The 15,626-nt window shown below is 43.9% G+C and carries 17 protein-coding genes; 5 read left to right on the top strand and 12 right to left on the bottom strand.

Features of this window, described 5'->3' with window-relative positions:
* Positions 1–163: 163 nt before the first annotated feature.
* Positions 164–1,534, top strand: a complete 1,371-nt coding sequence (gene pmbA, locus ABD128_RS02485) for a metalloprotease PmbA (protein WP_343986019.1) — start codon at positions 164–166, stop codon at positions 1,532–1,534.
* Positions 1,535–1,595: 61 nt separating this feature from the next.
* Here pmbA and mgtE read toward each other — a convergent pair whose 3' ends face one another.
* From mgtE to ABD128_RS02435, 10 genes are all read right to left on the bottom strand, one after another.
* Positions 1,596–2,975 carry a magnesium transporter gene (gene mgtE, locus ABD128_RS02480; protein WP_343986016.1) on the bottom strand — a complete coding sequence of 460 codons (1,380 nt, stop codon included), beginning with the start codon at positions 2,973–2,975 and terminating at the stop codon, positions 1,596–1,598.
* Positions 2,976–3,145: 170 nt separating this feature from the next.
* Positions 3,146–3,994, bottom strand: coding sequence for an RNase adapter RapZ (gene rapZ / locus ABD128_RS02475; RefSeq protein ID WP_343986013.1), 849 nt, complete (start codon positions 3,992–3,994; stop codon positions 3,146–3,148).
* Positions 3,991–4,503 carry a PTS sugar transporter subunit IIA gene (locus ABD128_RS02470; protein WP_343986011.1) on the bottom strand — a complete coding sequence of 171 codons (513 nt, stop codon included), beginning with the start codon at positions 4,501–4,503 and terminating at the stop codon, positions 3,991–3,993. The genes rapZ and ABD128_RS02470 overlap by 4 nt, the downstream gene beginning before the upstream one ends.
* Before the next feature lie 240 nt (positions 4,504–4,743).
* Positions 4,744–5,031: a ribosome hibernation promoting factor gene (hpf, locus tag ABD128_RS02465; RefSeq protein ID WP_343986008.1), complete on the bottom strand. Its 288-nt coding sequence runs from the start codon at positions 5,029–5,031 to the stop codon at positions 4,744–4,746.
* A 408-nt stretch (positions 5,032–5,439) separates the two neighbouring features.
* Positions 5,440–6,165 (bottom strand): LPS export ABC transporter ATP-binding protein, encoded by a 726-nt coding sequence (gene lptB, locus ABD128_RS02460; RefSeq protein ID WP_343986005.1) that lies wholly within the window; start codon positions 6,163–6,165, stop codon positions 5,440–5,442.
* On the bottom strand, positions 6,165–7,010 hold the full coding sequence (locus ABD128_RS02455; RefSeq protein WP_343986003.1) for an LptA/OstA family protein: 846 nt from the start codon (positions 7,008–7,010) through the stop codon (positions 6,165–6,167). Before ABD128_RS02455 ends, lptB begins: the two co-directional genes overlap by 1 nt.
* Complete coding sequence (gene lptC, locus ABD128_RS02450) at positions 7,007–7,561, bottom strand: LPS export ABC transporter periplasmic protein LptC (protein WP_343986001.1); 555 nt, start codon at positions 7,559–7,561, stop codon at positions 7,007–7,009. Before lptC ends, ABD128_RS02455 begins: the two co-directional genes overlap by 4 nt.
* Positions 7,561–8,100, bottom strand: coding sequence for a 3-deoxy-manno-octulosonate-8-phosphatase KdsC (gene kdsC, locus ABD128_RS02445; protein WP_343985999.1), 540 nt, complete (start codon positions 8,098–8,100; stop codon positions 7,561–7,563). The genes lptC and kdsC overlap by 1 nt, the downstream gene beginning before the upstream one ends.
* A gap of 1 nt (position 8,101) precedes the next feature.
* On the bottom strand, positions 8,102–9,082 hold the full coding sequence (locus ABD128_RS02440) for a KpsF/GutQ family sugar-phosphate isomerase (RefSeq protein WP_343985996.1): 981 nt from the start codon (positions 9,080–9,082) through the stop codon (positions 8,102–8,104).
* Between the two features lie 42 nt (positions 9,083–9,124).
* Complete coding sequence (locus ABD128_RS02435; RefSeq protein ID WP_343985993.1) at positions 9,125–10,114, bottom strand: calcium/sodium antiporter; 990 nt, start codon at positions 10,112–10,114, stop codon at positions 9,125–9,127.
* 406 nt (positions 10,115–10,520) lie between these two features.
* Between ABD128_RS02435 and ABD128_RS02430 the strand changes: the two genes are divergently transcribed.
* Positions 10,521–10,766 carry a BolA family protein gene (locus ABD128_RS02430; RefSeq protein WP_110201136.1) on the top strand — a complete coding sequence of 82 codons (246 nt, stop codon included), beginning with the start codon at positions 10,521–10,523 and terminating at the stop codon, positions 10,764–10,766.
* Positions 10,767–10,794: 28 nt separating this feature from the next.
* Positions 10,795–12,054 carry a UDP-N-acetylglucosamine 1-carboxyvinyltransferase gene (gene murA, locus ABD128_RS02425; protein WP_343985990.1) on the top strand — a complete coding sequence of 420 codons (1,260 nt, stop codon included), beginning with the start codon at positions 10,795–10,797 and terminating at the stop codon, positions 12,052–12,054.
* Between the two features lie 102 nt (positions 12,055–12,156).
* On the opposite strand, the gene ABD128_RS02420 is transcribed toward murA, so the two are convergent.
* Positions 12,157–13,350: a S1C family serine protease gene (locus tag ABD128_RS02420; RefSeq protein WP_343985987.1), complete on the bottom strand. Its 1,194-nt coding sequence runs from the start codon at positions 13,348–13,350 to the stop codon at positions 12,157–12,159.
* Positions 13,351–13,456: 106 nt separating this feature from the next.
* Positions 13,457–14,188 (bottom strand): Z-ring associated ZapG family protein, encoded by a 732-nt coding sequence (locus ABD128_RS02415; RefSeq protein ID WP_343985984.1) that lies wholly within the window; start codon positions 14,186–14,188, stop codon positions 13,457–13,459.
* 135 nt (positions 14,189–14,323) lie between these two features.
* Between ABD128_RS02415 and ABD128_RS02410 the strand changes: the two genes are divergently transcribed.
* Both ABD128_RS02410 and ABD128_RS02405 read left to right on the top strand, forming a co-directional pair.
* The gene (locus ABD128_RS02410) at positions 14,324–15,022 is read left to right on the top strand and encodes a DUF2238 domain-containing protein (protein WP_343985980.1); all 699 of its coding nucleotides are present in this window, start codon (positions 14,324–14,326) and stop codon (positions 15,020–15,022) included.
* Positions 15,023–15,211: 189 nt separating this feature from the next.
* Entirely contained in the window at positions 15,212–15,565 is a 354-nt protein-coding gene (locus ABD128_RS02405; protein ID WP_343985977.1) for a hypothetical protein, read from the top strand.
* The last annotated feature ends 61 nt before the right edge of the window (positions 15,566–15,626 follow it).

The following is a 15,626-nucleotide window of genomic DNA, read 5'->3' as shown; positions in this document are numbered from 1 at the left end:
AGCTACTAAAGTTACAATAATGGACACAAGTTATCGCTATGATAACGCTTTCATAAAGTTAGTGGTAGTTTTGTTCCTTAAAATAAATCTTGAAACACGGTTCTTATCATGCTTAAAGGCTTTTATAATGAGTCAAGATTAAACGGTAAAGATGGAGTTAGGATTGTCGAAAGTTAATAGTAACCAGCTAACGTTAACGCAGATCGCTAAACAGCAAGAGCAAACCTCTAAACTGATGCAAACCATTGCTCAGAGGGTGTTAGAGTCCGCTTCGAAAGCAGGTGCAAATCAAGCTGAGGTCTGGAGCTATAACACCATCGGTAATAGCCTTGAAGTTCGCAATGGCGAACTCGAGACGCTGGAGTTTAACCAAGACAGTCACTTAGGCATTAACGTCTATTTCAATCAATCAAAAGGCACAGTGTCTATTAACGATTTGACTGAAACTGCTGCGCTACAAGGCTTGGAGGCAGCTTGCAATATTGCTAAACACACTGAGCCAGACCCTTACTCTGGTTTAGTTGAAAAAGAGCGAATGGCTAAAGACTTTAAAGACTTGTCGCTAGATCACCCTGATGACCTCACTGTCGAAGATATGCTGGAGGTGGCTAAAGCCGCTGAATCTACTGCACTGCAGGCAGAACACGTTAAACAGTCAGAAGGCGCAAACTTCTACAGCCACAGGTCCTTGTCATGCTATGCCAACAGCCATGGCTTTATGGGCATGAATCGTACGACCCGATACAGTTTATCCAATGTTTTAATCGGGCAAACCGATAAAGGGATGTTAAGGGATGGGTATTACACCTTAGGGCGAGAATATAGCGATTTATTGTCGCCACAAGAAGTGGGGGCAGAAGCGTCTAAACGTATAAAAAGAAAACTAACCCAAGGCTCTTGCCCATCAGGAAACTATCCTGTGGTATTCAGCCCTGAGGTGGCGCGCGGGCTTTGGTCACACCTTCTTGGAGCGTTGAAAGGGGGCGCAATATACCAACGCTCTTCGTTTATGCTGGATAAACTTGGTCATCAGATATTGCCTCAAGGGGTTAGTATCGCCGAAGATCCTTTTTTATTAAAAGGCCTAGGTAGCTCAAACTTCGATAGTGATGGCGTCGCCACTCAACAACGAACTATTGTCGACAAAGGTGTTCTAGAAGGTTATTTTTTGAGTGGATATTCGGCAAGACGACTGGGTCTAGAAACTACCGGTAATGCCGGCGGAATCCATAACATCATTATTAATTCAGCGACAAAAGCTCTGGATGAGATCCTGAAAGAATTAGGAACTGGTTTATTGGTGACAGAGGTTATGGGGCAGGGAGTGAATATCGTTACCGGTAACTATTCTCGTGGGGCCAGTGGTTTCTGGTTTGAAAATGGTGAAATTAAACACTATGTTCAAGAACTTACAATTGCTGGAAACTTAGAGCAGATGTTTCAATCCATCGTTGCCATGGGTGATGACATTGACCATCGCTCGAGTATTTTGACGGGCTCAGTTGCGATTGAACAGATGACGATTGCTCGATAAAGTTTTTGAGTCATGTGGCGAGACAAGCTCTTGTCACATGCTCTTGTCACTTTGCCTGTAACTAGCCAAAGAAATAGGTCGCTAGTCCAAGAAGTGCGAAGAAACCAGCTACGTCCGTGACTGTGGTTAAGACAACGCCACCAGCAATGGCTGGGTCTATGTTTAACTTCTTAAGGATTAGAGGGATGCTGGCACCGCTCAAAACGCCTGTCACTAAATTAAACAACATGGCGCCACCGATAGTAATGGCAAGGTGAAAGTGGTTAATGTCTGTGCCCTTATAATAAGCAAAGGCATAGACTAAAGACGATATTACTACCGCCCAAAGTACGCCGTTGATGACACTGACCGCAAGTTCCTTTTTCAGTAAGTAAGATTGGTTACCATCACTAATATGGCCCAGCGACATCCCTCGAATAACCAAGGTTAAAGTCTGAGTACCGGCAATCCCTCCCATGCTTGGAACGATGGGCAGCAATACCGCCAACAGGGTCACTTTTCCAATGGTGCTTTCAAACAGACCAATGACTAAAGCCGCTAGAATGACCGTTAATAGGTTTATCCCTAACCAAATAGCTCTTTTGCGTGCAGTCACTAAAACAGGACCGAAGGTATCTTCCAGCTCATCAAGACCAGCCATAGATAGTAACGAATGATCCGCTTCTTCACGGATAACGTCTACCACGTCATCAATCGTAATACGTCCAAGCAAGCGGCCTTCTTCATCAAGCACAGGAGCTGAAACTAAATCATGCCGCTCGAAAATCTGCGCAACTTCCGTATCAGACATATCGACAGGAATAGTAAACATTTCTTCATCGACGATTTGTGTGATCGAGGTTTCGGGATCACAGGTTAGAATCGAACTGATAGGTACCGAGCCAATCAAAACATCGCGAGAGTTGACCACGTACAGGTGGTCGGTATTGGGAGGCATACTGCCACGTATGCGCAAATAGCGTAAAACAACCTCGACCGATACTCGTGGACGAATCATGATGGTATCTATGTTCATCAGACCGCCGGCAGTATCTTCAGGATAAGTTAGAGCGTGCTCAATAAGTGCGCGGTTTTGCTCGTCCAACAAGCGCAAGACTTGGTTACTGACGTTGTTGGAAAGGTCTCCTAAGATATCAACAACATCATCCGTATCTAAGTCTGCTAGTGCATTAGCAAGCTCTTGTGGCTGCATGTTCTCGATGAAGTTTTGACGTATTTCATCGTTCAGATGTTGCAGTACATCACCCTCGCGCTCTTTATCAAGTAGCTGCCAAATGACATTACGTACGCGAGGTGGCGTTGATTCCAGGAGATGCGCGATATCTGCTGAGTGAAGTTCTTCTAAGAGGTTTCTAACAGGAATTAAATGTCCGCTATCAAGCGCGGAGTTTAGTAGCTGTAGCTGCTCTTGACGAGTCTGGTTGTTTAGGTTTTCAGCCATAGCTATCCTGTTAGTGATTGATTTTATTGCTTATTCTATCGCAGCTATATAACCTAGGCAACTTGTAAATCTGGGCCGAAGATTGCTGATAAAGCCAGTAAATATAGGCTTTTTAGCGCTTAAAGAGTGCTAACTTCGATGCGCAGATATGGTGCTTTTCTGCGCAACGTTTAAAGCTTGTTGAGTCTACTGTGTTCTACGGAAATGTTCGGGTAATGATTCTTTAAATAGCGTCCTAAGGTTTCCACCATGTAAACCGAACGGTGTCGCCCCCCTGTGCAACCGATGGCGCATGTAAAGTAACTGCGGTCTTGTTTGCTAAACTCTGGAATCCAAGTGGTTAAGAAGACTTGTAGTTGCCAGGTGTACTCCATAACCAGTGAACTTGATGATAAATAGTCCGCAATTTCCTGATCTTTACCCGTGAAGTCGCGAAGTTCTTCAACCCAGTATGGGTTTGGTAGGCATCTAACATCAAAAACAAAATCCGCGTCTTTTGGGGCGCCATGCTTAAAACCAAAAGATACAAGGCGGATATCCATCTGTGGAGCTTTATTGCTACTAACACGATCACGTACTCTTTCGCGTAACTCATGTGGCGTTAGTTCTGAAGTGTTGATAACCAGATCCGCTAAACCACGAACAGGCGCTAATAGTTTGTTTTCTTCGTGGATGGCGTCACGTAGCGAGTAGCCTTGATTGGTAAGCGGATGACGACGACGGGTTTCACTAAAGCGTTTTAATAAAATATTCTCGTCAGCATCTAGAAAGAGAATGCTAGCGTGAGGAGTCGCTTTTTTAATTTTCTCCATTTCTTCGGAGAACTTTTCTAAATCCCTAGGATTTCGGGCATCGACGCTGATTGCTATGAGTTCGTTATTTAAGATATGATCATTAATCACATTTAAAGTCAGGCCTAGAGGTAAGTTGTCAATGCAGTAATAACCGGCGTCTTCAAGTGCTTTTAAAACAACTGATTTTCCCGAACCCGAACGACCACTTACTATAACTAGCTTCACGAAGTTTCTTCCTTACCTTTATTGCTGAATTCTTTAAGCGCATTTTCAATGATATCAAATAATGCTTCGTTATTGTGAGCATTTCTGATTTGAGCGCATAATGTTTTATTTCCAAAAGCTGCTTTAACAAGCTCAATTCCCTTGAGGTCTCTAAAGTCGAGTTCATAGGGCACAATAAGTGCGAAAATAATATCCACATTTTCTTTATCAGAAGCGAAAAAGTCGACACCTTCCTGTAGCGAAATGAGTAGAGCGATTGGCTCTTTGCAGGACTCGAGTCGAGCGTGAGGAAGGGCGATACCGTTACCAATGGCTGTGCTACCTAGCTGTTCGCGTTCAGTTAAAGCTTGCAGGATTTCAAAAGAGTTTATCTCTGGGTGGCTTTGACTGAATTCATTGGCGACTAATTGCAACGCTTTTTTTCGGCTAGTTGCTTCTAGTCCAAGCTTGCAACGTTCGGGAGCTAGCGTATCCAGTATGTGCATTGTCTTGCTTTGTTGTTCGCTCATAATATATCTCTGCTGGGAATTATATTTCAGCTCCGCAGTATTATTCGTGACCAATGGGGTTGTTTATCAAATATTATAACAACGCTTGGCGAAAAAAAGCCCCAACAATTTTGGTTGAGGCTTAAATATTCTCACTCATAGACAGTTACTAGCTATTTTGAGTGAATTAACTCTAACATTTTTTGTATCTTGTAACGACTCTATCAATACAGTCAAGACTAAGGATAAGAGTTGGGGTGTTTAGTGACGAGTCAATTTTTCCTTATGCTTGATGACCTGTCTGTCTAATTTATCAATTAATAAATCAATCGCTGCATACATATCTTCTGATTCGCTGTTGGCAAATATTTCAGCGCCATTAAGATGGACGGTTGCTTCAGCAATTTGGCGGATTTTTTCAACGCTTAGGACTACGTAAACATTATTGATTTGCTCAAAGTGTCTTTCTAGCTTTGAAAATTTCTCATCCACAAATTGTTTTAATGGTTCTGTGATTTCTAAATGACGCCCAGTTAGATTGATTTGCATAATAAACTTTCCTTCTATAATTAGATTAATAGTTGATTTTGGTAATCTTCTGAACAGATCAGACGACTACATAGTCGGTCGTGGGAAGGTTCCACGCTCGCTAAAGAAAACTTGTTTATAGTGGATTTGATTCGATGCGATAATTCACCTCCTTGGGAGAGTTGGAGACTACAGAGTTGCAAAAGGGCTGGTAATTGCTGATAAAAAGAAACAAATGGGTTCAGCAATGATGGTTGTTTTGAATTTAACCAAATATTAAGGGGATTGAATTTGAGGCGTTTTGTTCTAATCACGTAAGCCAGTCTTTTCCTTATATTGCCCTTTAACTACCAAGTTACCTTGAGATTAGAGATCTTGCAAGGCTTATTCTTAACTTGGGGACTGGCTCTTGAATTTCAATGATTAGAGTCACATTCTGAAGTGTTCGCCTAGGTATCTTTGCCTTACAACTGGGTTTTCAAGGATGGTTTCAGGGTTACCATCGGCGATAATATTGCCACTATCAACGATATAGGCGTGCTCACAGACATCCAGTGTTTCGCGAACATTGTGGTCGGTGATTAAAACACCCAGCCCGCGCTCTTTGAGTTGCATAATGATGCTTTTTATCTCTATCACGGAAATCGGATCAACCCCGGCAAAAGGTTCGTCCAGTAAGATAAACTTAGGGTCATTCGCGAGCGCTCTGGCGATTTCTACACGACGACGCTCGCCACCCGACAAGCTCATGCCAAGGCTAAGGCGAATGTGTTCGATATGAAACTCAGCTAATAGCTGGTCGAGTTTTTCTTCCTTTTGTTCATCACTCAAGTCTTTTCGGAGCTGCAAAATAGCCATAATGTTGTCTTGCACAGAAAGCTTGCGGAAGATTGAAGCCTCCTGGGGTAAGTAACCAATCCCTTTTTGAGCTCTAGCGTGCATTGCTGCTCCAGTGATATCTTCGTCAGCGAGTAGGATTTGCCCCGCATCCGACGGTACCAAGCCGACAATCATGTAAAAAGAGGTGGTTTTACCCGCACCATTTGGACCAAGAAGGCCAACAATAGAGCCTTGGTCAACTTTTAGCGAGACGCTTTCAACAACTTTTCGTGTTTTATAGCTTTTAGCTAAATTTTTTGCTTCTAGAGAACTCATTACTGGTCGTCCTCTGGGTGGATAGAGTCCTCAGTCTCATTTAGGATCTCTTTGTCTAACTCTATTGTATTTTCTATAGTTTTACCGTCGACAGTAGAGTCTTGCTCTAATGCTTTTTCGGTTTCTGTTTTCTCAGGCTGAGGTTCATCTTGCCAGAAAAACTCTGTGACTACTTGTTGAGAGCCGTCAGAACTTTGGTCTGCAGATATGCGCTTAGTAGCCCCATCATAAGTGAGTAGTGCTGCGGAAGTGTTTGAAGAGCCTTGACTTAAGTTGACGGAGCCGACTAGTTGAGTTTTTCGATCTTTACCGTTTGAGCGCAAAGTATCGGCGACCGCAGTAATTTCAGCCTGATTCGGTTGCTTTAGAATAAACCGCGTTGGATTGCCTGTTAAGACAAAGCTAAACCCATCAGTAATACGCTGATTGGCTCTTAGTTTGTTACCAATTAGCGTTAATGTATCTTGCTGTGAGCTTTGCACGATTTGAATATCGCCATCAGCCGCCAGCTCACCAGTTTTTTGCTCGTAATTAATGCTCGGCGCTTCAATATCCGTTGTTTCGCCTAGAGCATCAACGTAGTGTATTTTTACAGGGTTTCCCTGAGCAGTGATAGTGCCTGCGTCTTCGCCACGCTTTATCAATTTATCCGCATGAATAGTCATTTGACCGTGCTCATAAACCACGTTGTTTTCATAAACAACGGTTGTCGTTTCCTGAGAAGCGTCTAAATAAGAGCTTTCTGCTTTAAGGCGTGACTTTTCAAACTGTGCTGCTTGAGCTGTGAAAGAGGTGGCTAGCAGTGAACTAACTAACAATGTAGGAATAAGTTTTAGTATCTTCATAGTTCTTCAGAAACGACCTGAGATTTAAATTCAATAGTGTTATTGCGCAAGTCCGCATTCATGCCTTTGGCCGTTTGACGAAAAATACCATTGTTCAATTCAACAGTAGTGTCGGTAAAAGCGGTTTGGGTCGTGAAATCGACTTTGAGCTTTGGCATGGTTAAGGTCATGCTCGGATTTTGGCTTTTTGGGGTTAGTTTGATTTCCACATTGCCGGCCAGCTCTAACTGCTCGCTGAGCTCATTGTTTGTCGCCGTATCGGCTGTGATTTGCCAAGGCTTTTCGGTGGAAATCATTTCAAACTTAGGTGCTTGCAGACGCGTTATCATTAAGTCATTGAAGTGAGAAGTTTTCTCACTGGTAAACTTGCGCGTGCGCTGACCCTGTACATCAAATTCAAGGGTAGAGGTGTTGACCAAATAATAGTCGGGGTTATTGTCCGCTTGAATAAAGTCTGGCTTTTGCTCAACGGATTTGTCCCACAGAAAGGCGACCACAAAGGTAGCTGGTACTAGTAACCATAAAATGTGACGGCCTTTCAAAAAGGTCATTAGGTGTACTCCTGAAGGTGCTTTTCTAGCAAGCCCTTGCTATCAAGAATCAAGTCAGTAACTTCGCGAACGGCGCCAAAACCACCATTACACTGCGTCGTCCAATCTGCATTTTTGCGCACAAACCAGTGCCCATCCGCTACTGTAACACCTAGGCCTGAACGGCGCATTAACGGTAAGTCAGGGAGATCATCGCCAATATGGCAGACTTCGCTTGGCTCTAAGGCTAACTTATCACAGAGCTCTTCATAGGCTGCATTTTTATCCACTTGGCCTTGATAAATATGCTTGATCGATAATTCACGGCATCGTTTCTCGACAATTTCTGAGCGTCGGCCGGTAATAATGGCAACTTCAATCTTGTGTTGCATGAGGCTTTTTAGACCAAAACCATCTTTAATGTTGAAGGTTTTGAGTTCTTCACCCTGATTGCCGATAATGACTTGACCATTACTTAAGACACCATCGACATCGCAAATGACTAGTTTAATCTCGCGTGCCTTTCGGGTTAACTCTTGCGAATATTGTGGTTTGCTCATATTAAACCACTCCTGCTTTTAATAAATCGTGCATGTGAACCGCACCTAAAGGTTTATTCTTTTCATCAACAACGATTAAGCAGGTAATGCTGTTTTGTTCCATCAGGCCAACGGCATCAACGGCTAAGGCATCAGCTGAGATGGTTTTGCATCCGGTTGTCATAACGTCTTGAATCGGCGTGTCGACTTTAATGCCTTTCTCGAAAGCACGACGTAAATCACCGTCGGTGAAAATTCCAAGTAAGTACTTATCTTGGTTGAGCACCGCGGTCATCCCTAAGCGCTTGTCGGTCATCTCGAGCAACGCGTCTTTAACCGACGTTTCTGGAGTTACCGCTGGGAAGTTCTCGGCAGTGTGCATCAAATCTTCTACTTGAAGCAGCAGCTTTTTGCCTAAACTTCCGCCAGGGTGCGACAAAGCAAAGTCGTCAGGTGTGAAACCTTTAGCTTCGAGTAGGCTCACCGCAATGGCATCGCCAAGTGCTAAAACGGCAGTGGTTGAGGCGGTAGGCGCTAAGTTATGTGGGCATGCTTCTTGCGCGACTTTGACGGTGATATGTATTTCACTGGCTTTGGCTAAACTGGAGTTAGGGTTGCTGGTGATACTAATTAGCGGAATGGCGCGGCGCTTGATCACAGGGATAAGAGACGTTACTTCGTGGGTTTCGCCAGAGTTAGACAGCGCTATCACCACATCGCGTTCTTCAATCATTCCCAAATCACCATGGCTAGCTTCGGCAGGGTGAACAAAAAAGGCTGGGGTACCGGTGCTGGCTAATGTTGCCGCCATTTTGCCGCCAATGTGGCCAGACTTGCCCATACCAATAATGACGACTTTGCCTTGGCATCCCATTAGGCGATCACAAGCTGCGATAAAAGTATCGTCGAGCTGCTTTTTTAGCTGATTAATCGCTTGGCTTTCTATGTTGATCACGCGCTCAGCGCTTTCAAGATAGCGTTGCTGAATAGAAGTGTGACTCAAATTAAGCTCCCTAACTCTATGCTTATTATCAGTTTTTTGTGACTAAAGCACAAAGAACCGAACTATATAATACCCTAGGAAGACAGCAACTAAAATAGCGCCTTCAATGCGGTTGATTTTACCGGGGCCTCTAAAACCATAAGCCATAATGGCCATGGCAATGATAAGACCTAACATCAATGGGTAATCAATATGGAGAATATCTTTCTCAATAACTGGAGCCGCAATGGCGGCAGGGATCCCTAACACGCCGAGTAAGTTGAAAATATTCGAGCCGATAACGTTACCGATAGCAATTTCATGCTCATTTTTTAATACACTGGCCACCGAAGCTCCAAGCTCGGGTAAGCTGGTGCCTAATGCAACGATAGTAAGGCCGATCACTGTCTCGGAAACGCCAAATGCTAAGGCGATACCACTAGCACCTTCGATTAACAGCTTAGAACTTCCGACTAGTAATAAGAGACCAATAATTACCCAGAAAATTGCTTTTCCACTAGGCATCCCCTCTGGCAGCTCCTCGATCATCTCATCGACCATCGGGTCATGTTCTTTTCGGGACTGAATGCCGACATGTACCAACCAGAAGAAATACAGAATGAGACCTGTTAATAGAATGAAGCCTTCGATATGGCTAAGTCGAAGATCCCAAAAGAACAAGAATACGACGGCCGAACTTAAAAAGAGGATAGGGATCTCTCGCTTTAATAACCCGGAATTTATCATTAACGGTCGTACTAAGGCTGTAATACCAAGCACTAGGGCAATGTTGGTGATATTGGAACCTAGGGCGTTACCGATGGCAACTTCTGGGCCACATTCGGGTTTATCCGGCGCACACGTCTTGAAGGAGTCTAGAATCGAAACAAAGATTTCAGGGGCTGAGGAGCCTATTGCAACAATAGTGAGGCCAACGATTAATCGTGAAACGCCAAAGTTTCGGGCAATTGCAGCCGCGCCGTCGGTAAAGCGATCTGCACTCCACATCAAGAGGGTGGTACCAATAATTATGTAGGCAATATGTTCTAACATGAGGACCTTAAATGCTCTATTCTATTAACGATTATAGGGTTACTAAGCTGTTGAAAAACAGCGGCAAAGTGTAACGAAGCTTTGCTTATGAATTGCTCAGAAACTTTAAATTTGAGCGCGCCATTGTACAGGGGCACAAAAGGCTTGTCATGCCCTAGTTACAGTCGCTGTGAGCCCCTAAATCCCTATAATTGATAGTATTATTGACCACCAGGGATGATGCAAGTGGCAACTGGTTTTGATAAATGTGGTTACTCCTAGTGTGTAATTCATGGATTTAAGGTAAAATCTGGGCACTTTACAGTCACATTTGATAATTCTCAGGACAACTTCGGGCTTTAATTTGTCAAAGTCAGGGGCCATACTGTGGGTTAATCAGTCACAATCAGCAACTTTAAGAAATCCAATGATAGAAGATATTAAAAAACTAATTGAGCAAGAAATTAATACCACCGAACTACGCGTTGATGGCGACGGCAGTCACTTTCAAGTCATCGTGGTTAGTGAGCAATTCGAAGGACTGCGTGCAGTTAAAAAGCAGCAGATGGTTTACGCTGCAGTGAACGAACACATTGCCAGCGGTGATATCCATGCTTTAACTATTAAAGCTTATACGCCGCAAGAGTGGGAAAAAGCCAAGCTTTTTGTCTAAGACTAGCACAATAATTTAAGGTTTACTGATGGATAAATTATTAATCAAAGACGCTGGTCCACTAGATGGTTCAGTAAAAATTTCAGGCGCAAAAAATGCAGCGCTTCCAATCTTGATGGGCAGCTTATTGGTTGATGGTGTGACTTCCATCGGAAACTTGCCACACTTGAATGACGTGACAACGACGTTGGAGTTGCTAGGGCGACTTGGAGCGCAGCTGACGATCGACGATAAATTTAACGTTGATATTGATGCTTCAAATATTCATAGCCACGAAGCGCCGTACGACTTAGTTAAAACCATGCGTGCTTCAATTTTAGTGCTTGGGCCATTAATTGCACGATATGGTCAGGCGGTGGTTTCTTTGCCGGGCGGCTGTGCCATCGGCGCACGTCCTGTGAACCTGCATATTGAAGGTATGCGTGAAATGGGGGCTGAGATTGAGGTAGAAGCGGGTTACGTTAAGGCTAAAGTTAATGGTCGCTTAAAAGGCGCTAAAATCTTTATGGACACCATCAGTGTTGGCGCAACTGAAAACTTGATCATGGCAGCGACTTTAGCTGACGGTGTGACTACTATCGAAAACGCAGCGCGTGAGCCAGAAGTTGTCGACCTAGTGAATTTCCTCAACTCAATGGGCGCGAAGATTAGTGGTGGTGGTACTTCTGTTATCACCATTGAAGGCGTCGAGAAATTACATGGAGGCCAGCATAACGTACAGCCGGATCGCATCGAAACGGGTACTTATTTAGTGGCCGCCGCGATTACTCGTGGTCGTGTCTTGTGTAAAAATACGGATCCGACGTTATTAGACTCTGTTTTGGCGAAGTTAGAAGAAGCTGGAGCGGAAATCAAAACTGGCGACGACTGGATTGAGCTAGACATGAAAGGGCAGCGCCCAAAAGCGGTAAACATTAAAACGGCTCCTTACCCAGCGTTCCCAACCGATATGCAGGCTCAGTTTTGTGCCTTGAACTCGGTGGCTGAAGGTACTGGGATTATTACTGAAACTATCTTTGAAAACCGTTTTATGCACGTGCTGGAAATGCAGCGTATGGGTGCTGACATCGATATCGAAGGTAATACTGCGATTTGTCACGGCGTTGAAAAACTATCGGGTGCACAGGTTATGGCAACTGACTTGAGGGCCTCTGCAAGCCTTGTGCTTTCTGGTTTAGTGGCGGATGGTGAGACTCTGGTAGACCGGATATATCATATTGACCGCGGCTATGAAACTATTGAAGAAAAGCTGCAAAACCTCGGAGCATCGATTAAACGAGTTGGCTAGTTTTGCTATTATAAAACGGTTATGAATTAAAGGCGCTAACCTCAGGTTCAGCGCCTTTTTTGTAATAACTGATAACTCAACCAGCTTGCAACATTGACCGAGTTATGGAGAAACAGAGCCTCTTTTCCCCAGTGTGACGGTTTGACTATGTTTAGTACCGTCTCGCATATAATTAACCGTGACTTCTGCACCTGGTTCTAGATTCCATATTGCTGAGGTGAGGTCTACCGCGTTATAAATCGGTTTGTTATTCACTTCGGTGATGATATCTAGGGGCTTTAAACCTGCTTGCTCGGCTGGACCTTGAGCGGCAACTGCAGTGACCACAACGCCTTTGCCAAAAGGTAGCTGGTTAATACGGCTTTGTAATTCTTGCCTTTGCTCGGCAGTGAGTCCTAACTCGTAACTAATGGAGTTTAGGTTAATGGTCATGTCGCCACTTAAACCAAGCCAGCCGCGATGGACTTGGCCGTGTTTGTTTATTTGCTCAACAATGTGGCGAACGTTATTAGCCGATACGGCGTAGCTTTGATACAGTTTTTCACCTTGGTTGCTTAAAGTGCTGAGTGAGGTAATCCCAATGAGCTCGCCGTAGGCATTGACTAAAGCGCCTCCAGAGTTACCTGGACGCAGCGCTGCGTCAGTTTGGATATAGTGCGCAACGCGAGTAAAGAATTTCGCGCTGATGATGCCCTGAGTTACGGTTTGATGGAAGCCTAAATTAGGCGTACCAATGGCGAATACTAGATCGCCAACTCGACTTTGATCGTTTTCAGGTAGCGGTAAAAAATGAGGCGTCTCGACATCTACTTTTAATAAAGCAATGTCTGACTCAATATCGCCACCGACTATATTGGCTTTCAGTTGTGCGCCACTTTTTAACTCAACGATGACGGTGTCGGCCTTGTCCAATACATGCGCATTCGTAACGATATGTCCTTGTTTATCAATAATGACACCAGAGCCGTCGGAGAGCACGGCACAAGCGTTAGTGTCGGGTGGGCGGGCTTCCAGATCAGCGCAAGCACCACTTTCTAGTGAAAACACCTTAGAGCGAACCTTAATACTAACAACAGCGGGTGCAGTCTCTGCCAACATATCTGCATAGCTTGTTTTTAAGCCGTTTAGGACTTTTGAACTAGCTTTTTGCGTGAGCTGTGACTGATATGCAGTATGCTCGGCAGGGCTTTTATCCTTGGAAAACTTTTCAGGCAAGAAAACGATAAATAGGGCTGCTATTCCCAAGCCTATTAATAGGTATTTAATGATGAAGCCTATAAATTGCAGTAGTTTCATTGTTTATTCTATGCCTTAAGTTAGAGCGGAGTAGGTGGCGATGTCTTAACCTTCGAGACACGCTAGGGCGCCACCTGCGGTGTTAAACCAACACGCTTTTTAGTGCTTATTTTTTGTTATCTGGCTCGCTTTCTTTGGGCTCATAGCCTGGTGCTGACGGAGCCTCTGGTTCTTCGCTTGCCAGATCTGCGAATTCAGACTGTGCAATATGCGGTTCGTTCGGATGATAATTTTCATCGATATCATCTTCAGCCCAATCTTTCGGTGGTGAGACTTCGATATCGAGATCTGCTTGAGCCGTTTCTTTTACTACAGACTGACTTTTGTCTGCTGTAACTTCTTTATCGTGATTTAAGTCTGAGTTATCTTCTTCTGTTGTAGCTTCTAAAGACTCATCCCTGTCACGGATAAAGCTTTCTTCCTCGTGGTTCGGTGTGCGATCTTCTGTTGTTAGTTTAGCCGTAGTTAAATGTTCTTCAGCATCCAAAACATTCGAACCGCTTACCTCACTCGAAGACTGACTAATATCAGCAGAAAGACCGGCCGCCCCAACAGGGGCTGATAGTTTAAGTTTAAAGTCTTTGTCGGATAATTTATTTGCGCCGGTCGCGAGGTGCTGATAAAGGGTTTTATATTCTTCAGTCAGATTAGAGAAAAGTCTTGCTGTTTCGTCAAAGTGTTCATTGACGCCCGATTTAAGCTCATTGAGCTCTTTGTCCTTTGACTCCAGCTCTTGGGTGAGCTCCTTCGAGCCAGTTGATAAACCATGCCAACGCCCTATAAAAAAGGCAACAACGGCAGCTAGAACGATAAGAATGATGCTAAGAACTGCTGACATTCAAAATTTCCTTGTATACGAATTAATGCATGCTGCAAGAAAATGCGGTTATATAAAATATAAAACGCTTCATTGCAGGCCTTGATACTTTACGCTTATGATACACAAATTCTAAGACAAAGTACGAGTAGAATAATGACGCCTAACGCACGTTTTTTCACGATACTAGGAATTCTTTTTACTATTGTTTTTGTTATATGCGCCATAGACCCTCACGACAGGGCAGACTGGGCGCTTGAGAATGTTCTGACAATACTGTTTGTCATAGGACTAGTCTCGACCTACAAATTCTTTCCTTTGTCGAAAATTTCATACAGCTGTATTTTTATTTTTCTTTGCCTGCATGAAATAGGATCTCATTATACCTACGCCAATGTGCCCTATAACGCATGGACCAAAGCTGTGTTTGGCTCTGAACTAAATAGCTGGTTTGGTTGGGAGCGGAATCACTTCGATCGCCTAGTGCACTTTTTGTACGGATTACTCTTTGCCTATCCCATTCGTGAGGTCTTTATTCGAGTGGCAAACGTTAAAGGCTTTTGGGGATATTTTTTACCGCTTGATTTAACCATGTCGAGCTCGATGCTTTTTGAGCTTATAGAGTGGGGCGCAGCTGAATATTTTGGTGGTGATCTGGGGATCGCCTATTTAGGCACGCAGGGCGATGTCTGGGATGCTCATAAAGATATGGCGTTAGCCAGTATTGGGGCTTTGATTACTATGTTGGTAGTGGCTTCTATCAACGCCAAGTGGCAACGTGACTTTGCTCAAGAGTGGAACGAGTCGCTTAGCGTGAAGCATAAGTACCCTCTGGGCGAGAAGGATAAAATATAAAAACCAAGGTAACCTCCTGTTATTTAACGAAACTTTAACTTATTAGTGTTTCTGTTGTGACGCCGATCACGGAAAAGGCGAATTCTATTAAAAAGTGTAAAAGGTGCTCAATTTTGAAGCCATTCGCTGGCAGTGAGCATTGGTTTTTAATAGGCTAAAAGTCCACTTTAATTAAACAAATAGGTGTTGATGATGAAAACACAACTAGCATTAACTACAATTTTCGCACTAGCATTTTCAGCAAGCGCTGCCGCGGTTGGTGTAAAAAGCCAAGTCGAGGTTGAGAAAAAGTTAGAGGTGCAAGAATCAACTGAGCAAGCGCTAGAAAAATCTCAGGAGCAGCGTGAAGCTGCCAAGCAACGCGCTGAAGAAGCTAAGGAAAGAGCAGAGCGAGCTAAGCACCGTGCTGAAGAAGCAAAAGCTAAAGCGAAAGTTAAATCAAAGTCAAAAGCAGAAATTTCTGAAGAAGAGATGGATGAGCGCATCAAAGCTGACATTAAAGCCGAGTCGGATGCCGAAGTACATATGGAAGATGAGAAGTAATTAGTACTTTTCATGGTGCTCTCTTGAAGAGCTTGGGGGTCCTTCGGGGCCCCTTTTTTAT

The sequence above is a fragment of the Kangiella japonica genome (genome assembly GCF_039523535.1).
GTDB lineage: Bacteria > Pseudomonadota > Gammaproteobacteria > Enterobacterales > Kangiellaceae > Kangiella > Kangiella japonica.
This window is presented reverse-complemented; position numbering and strand designations above follow the sequence as displayed.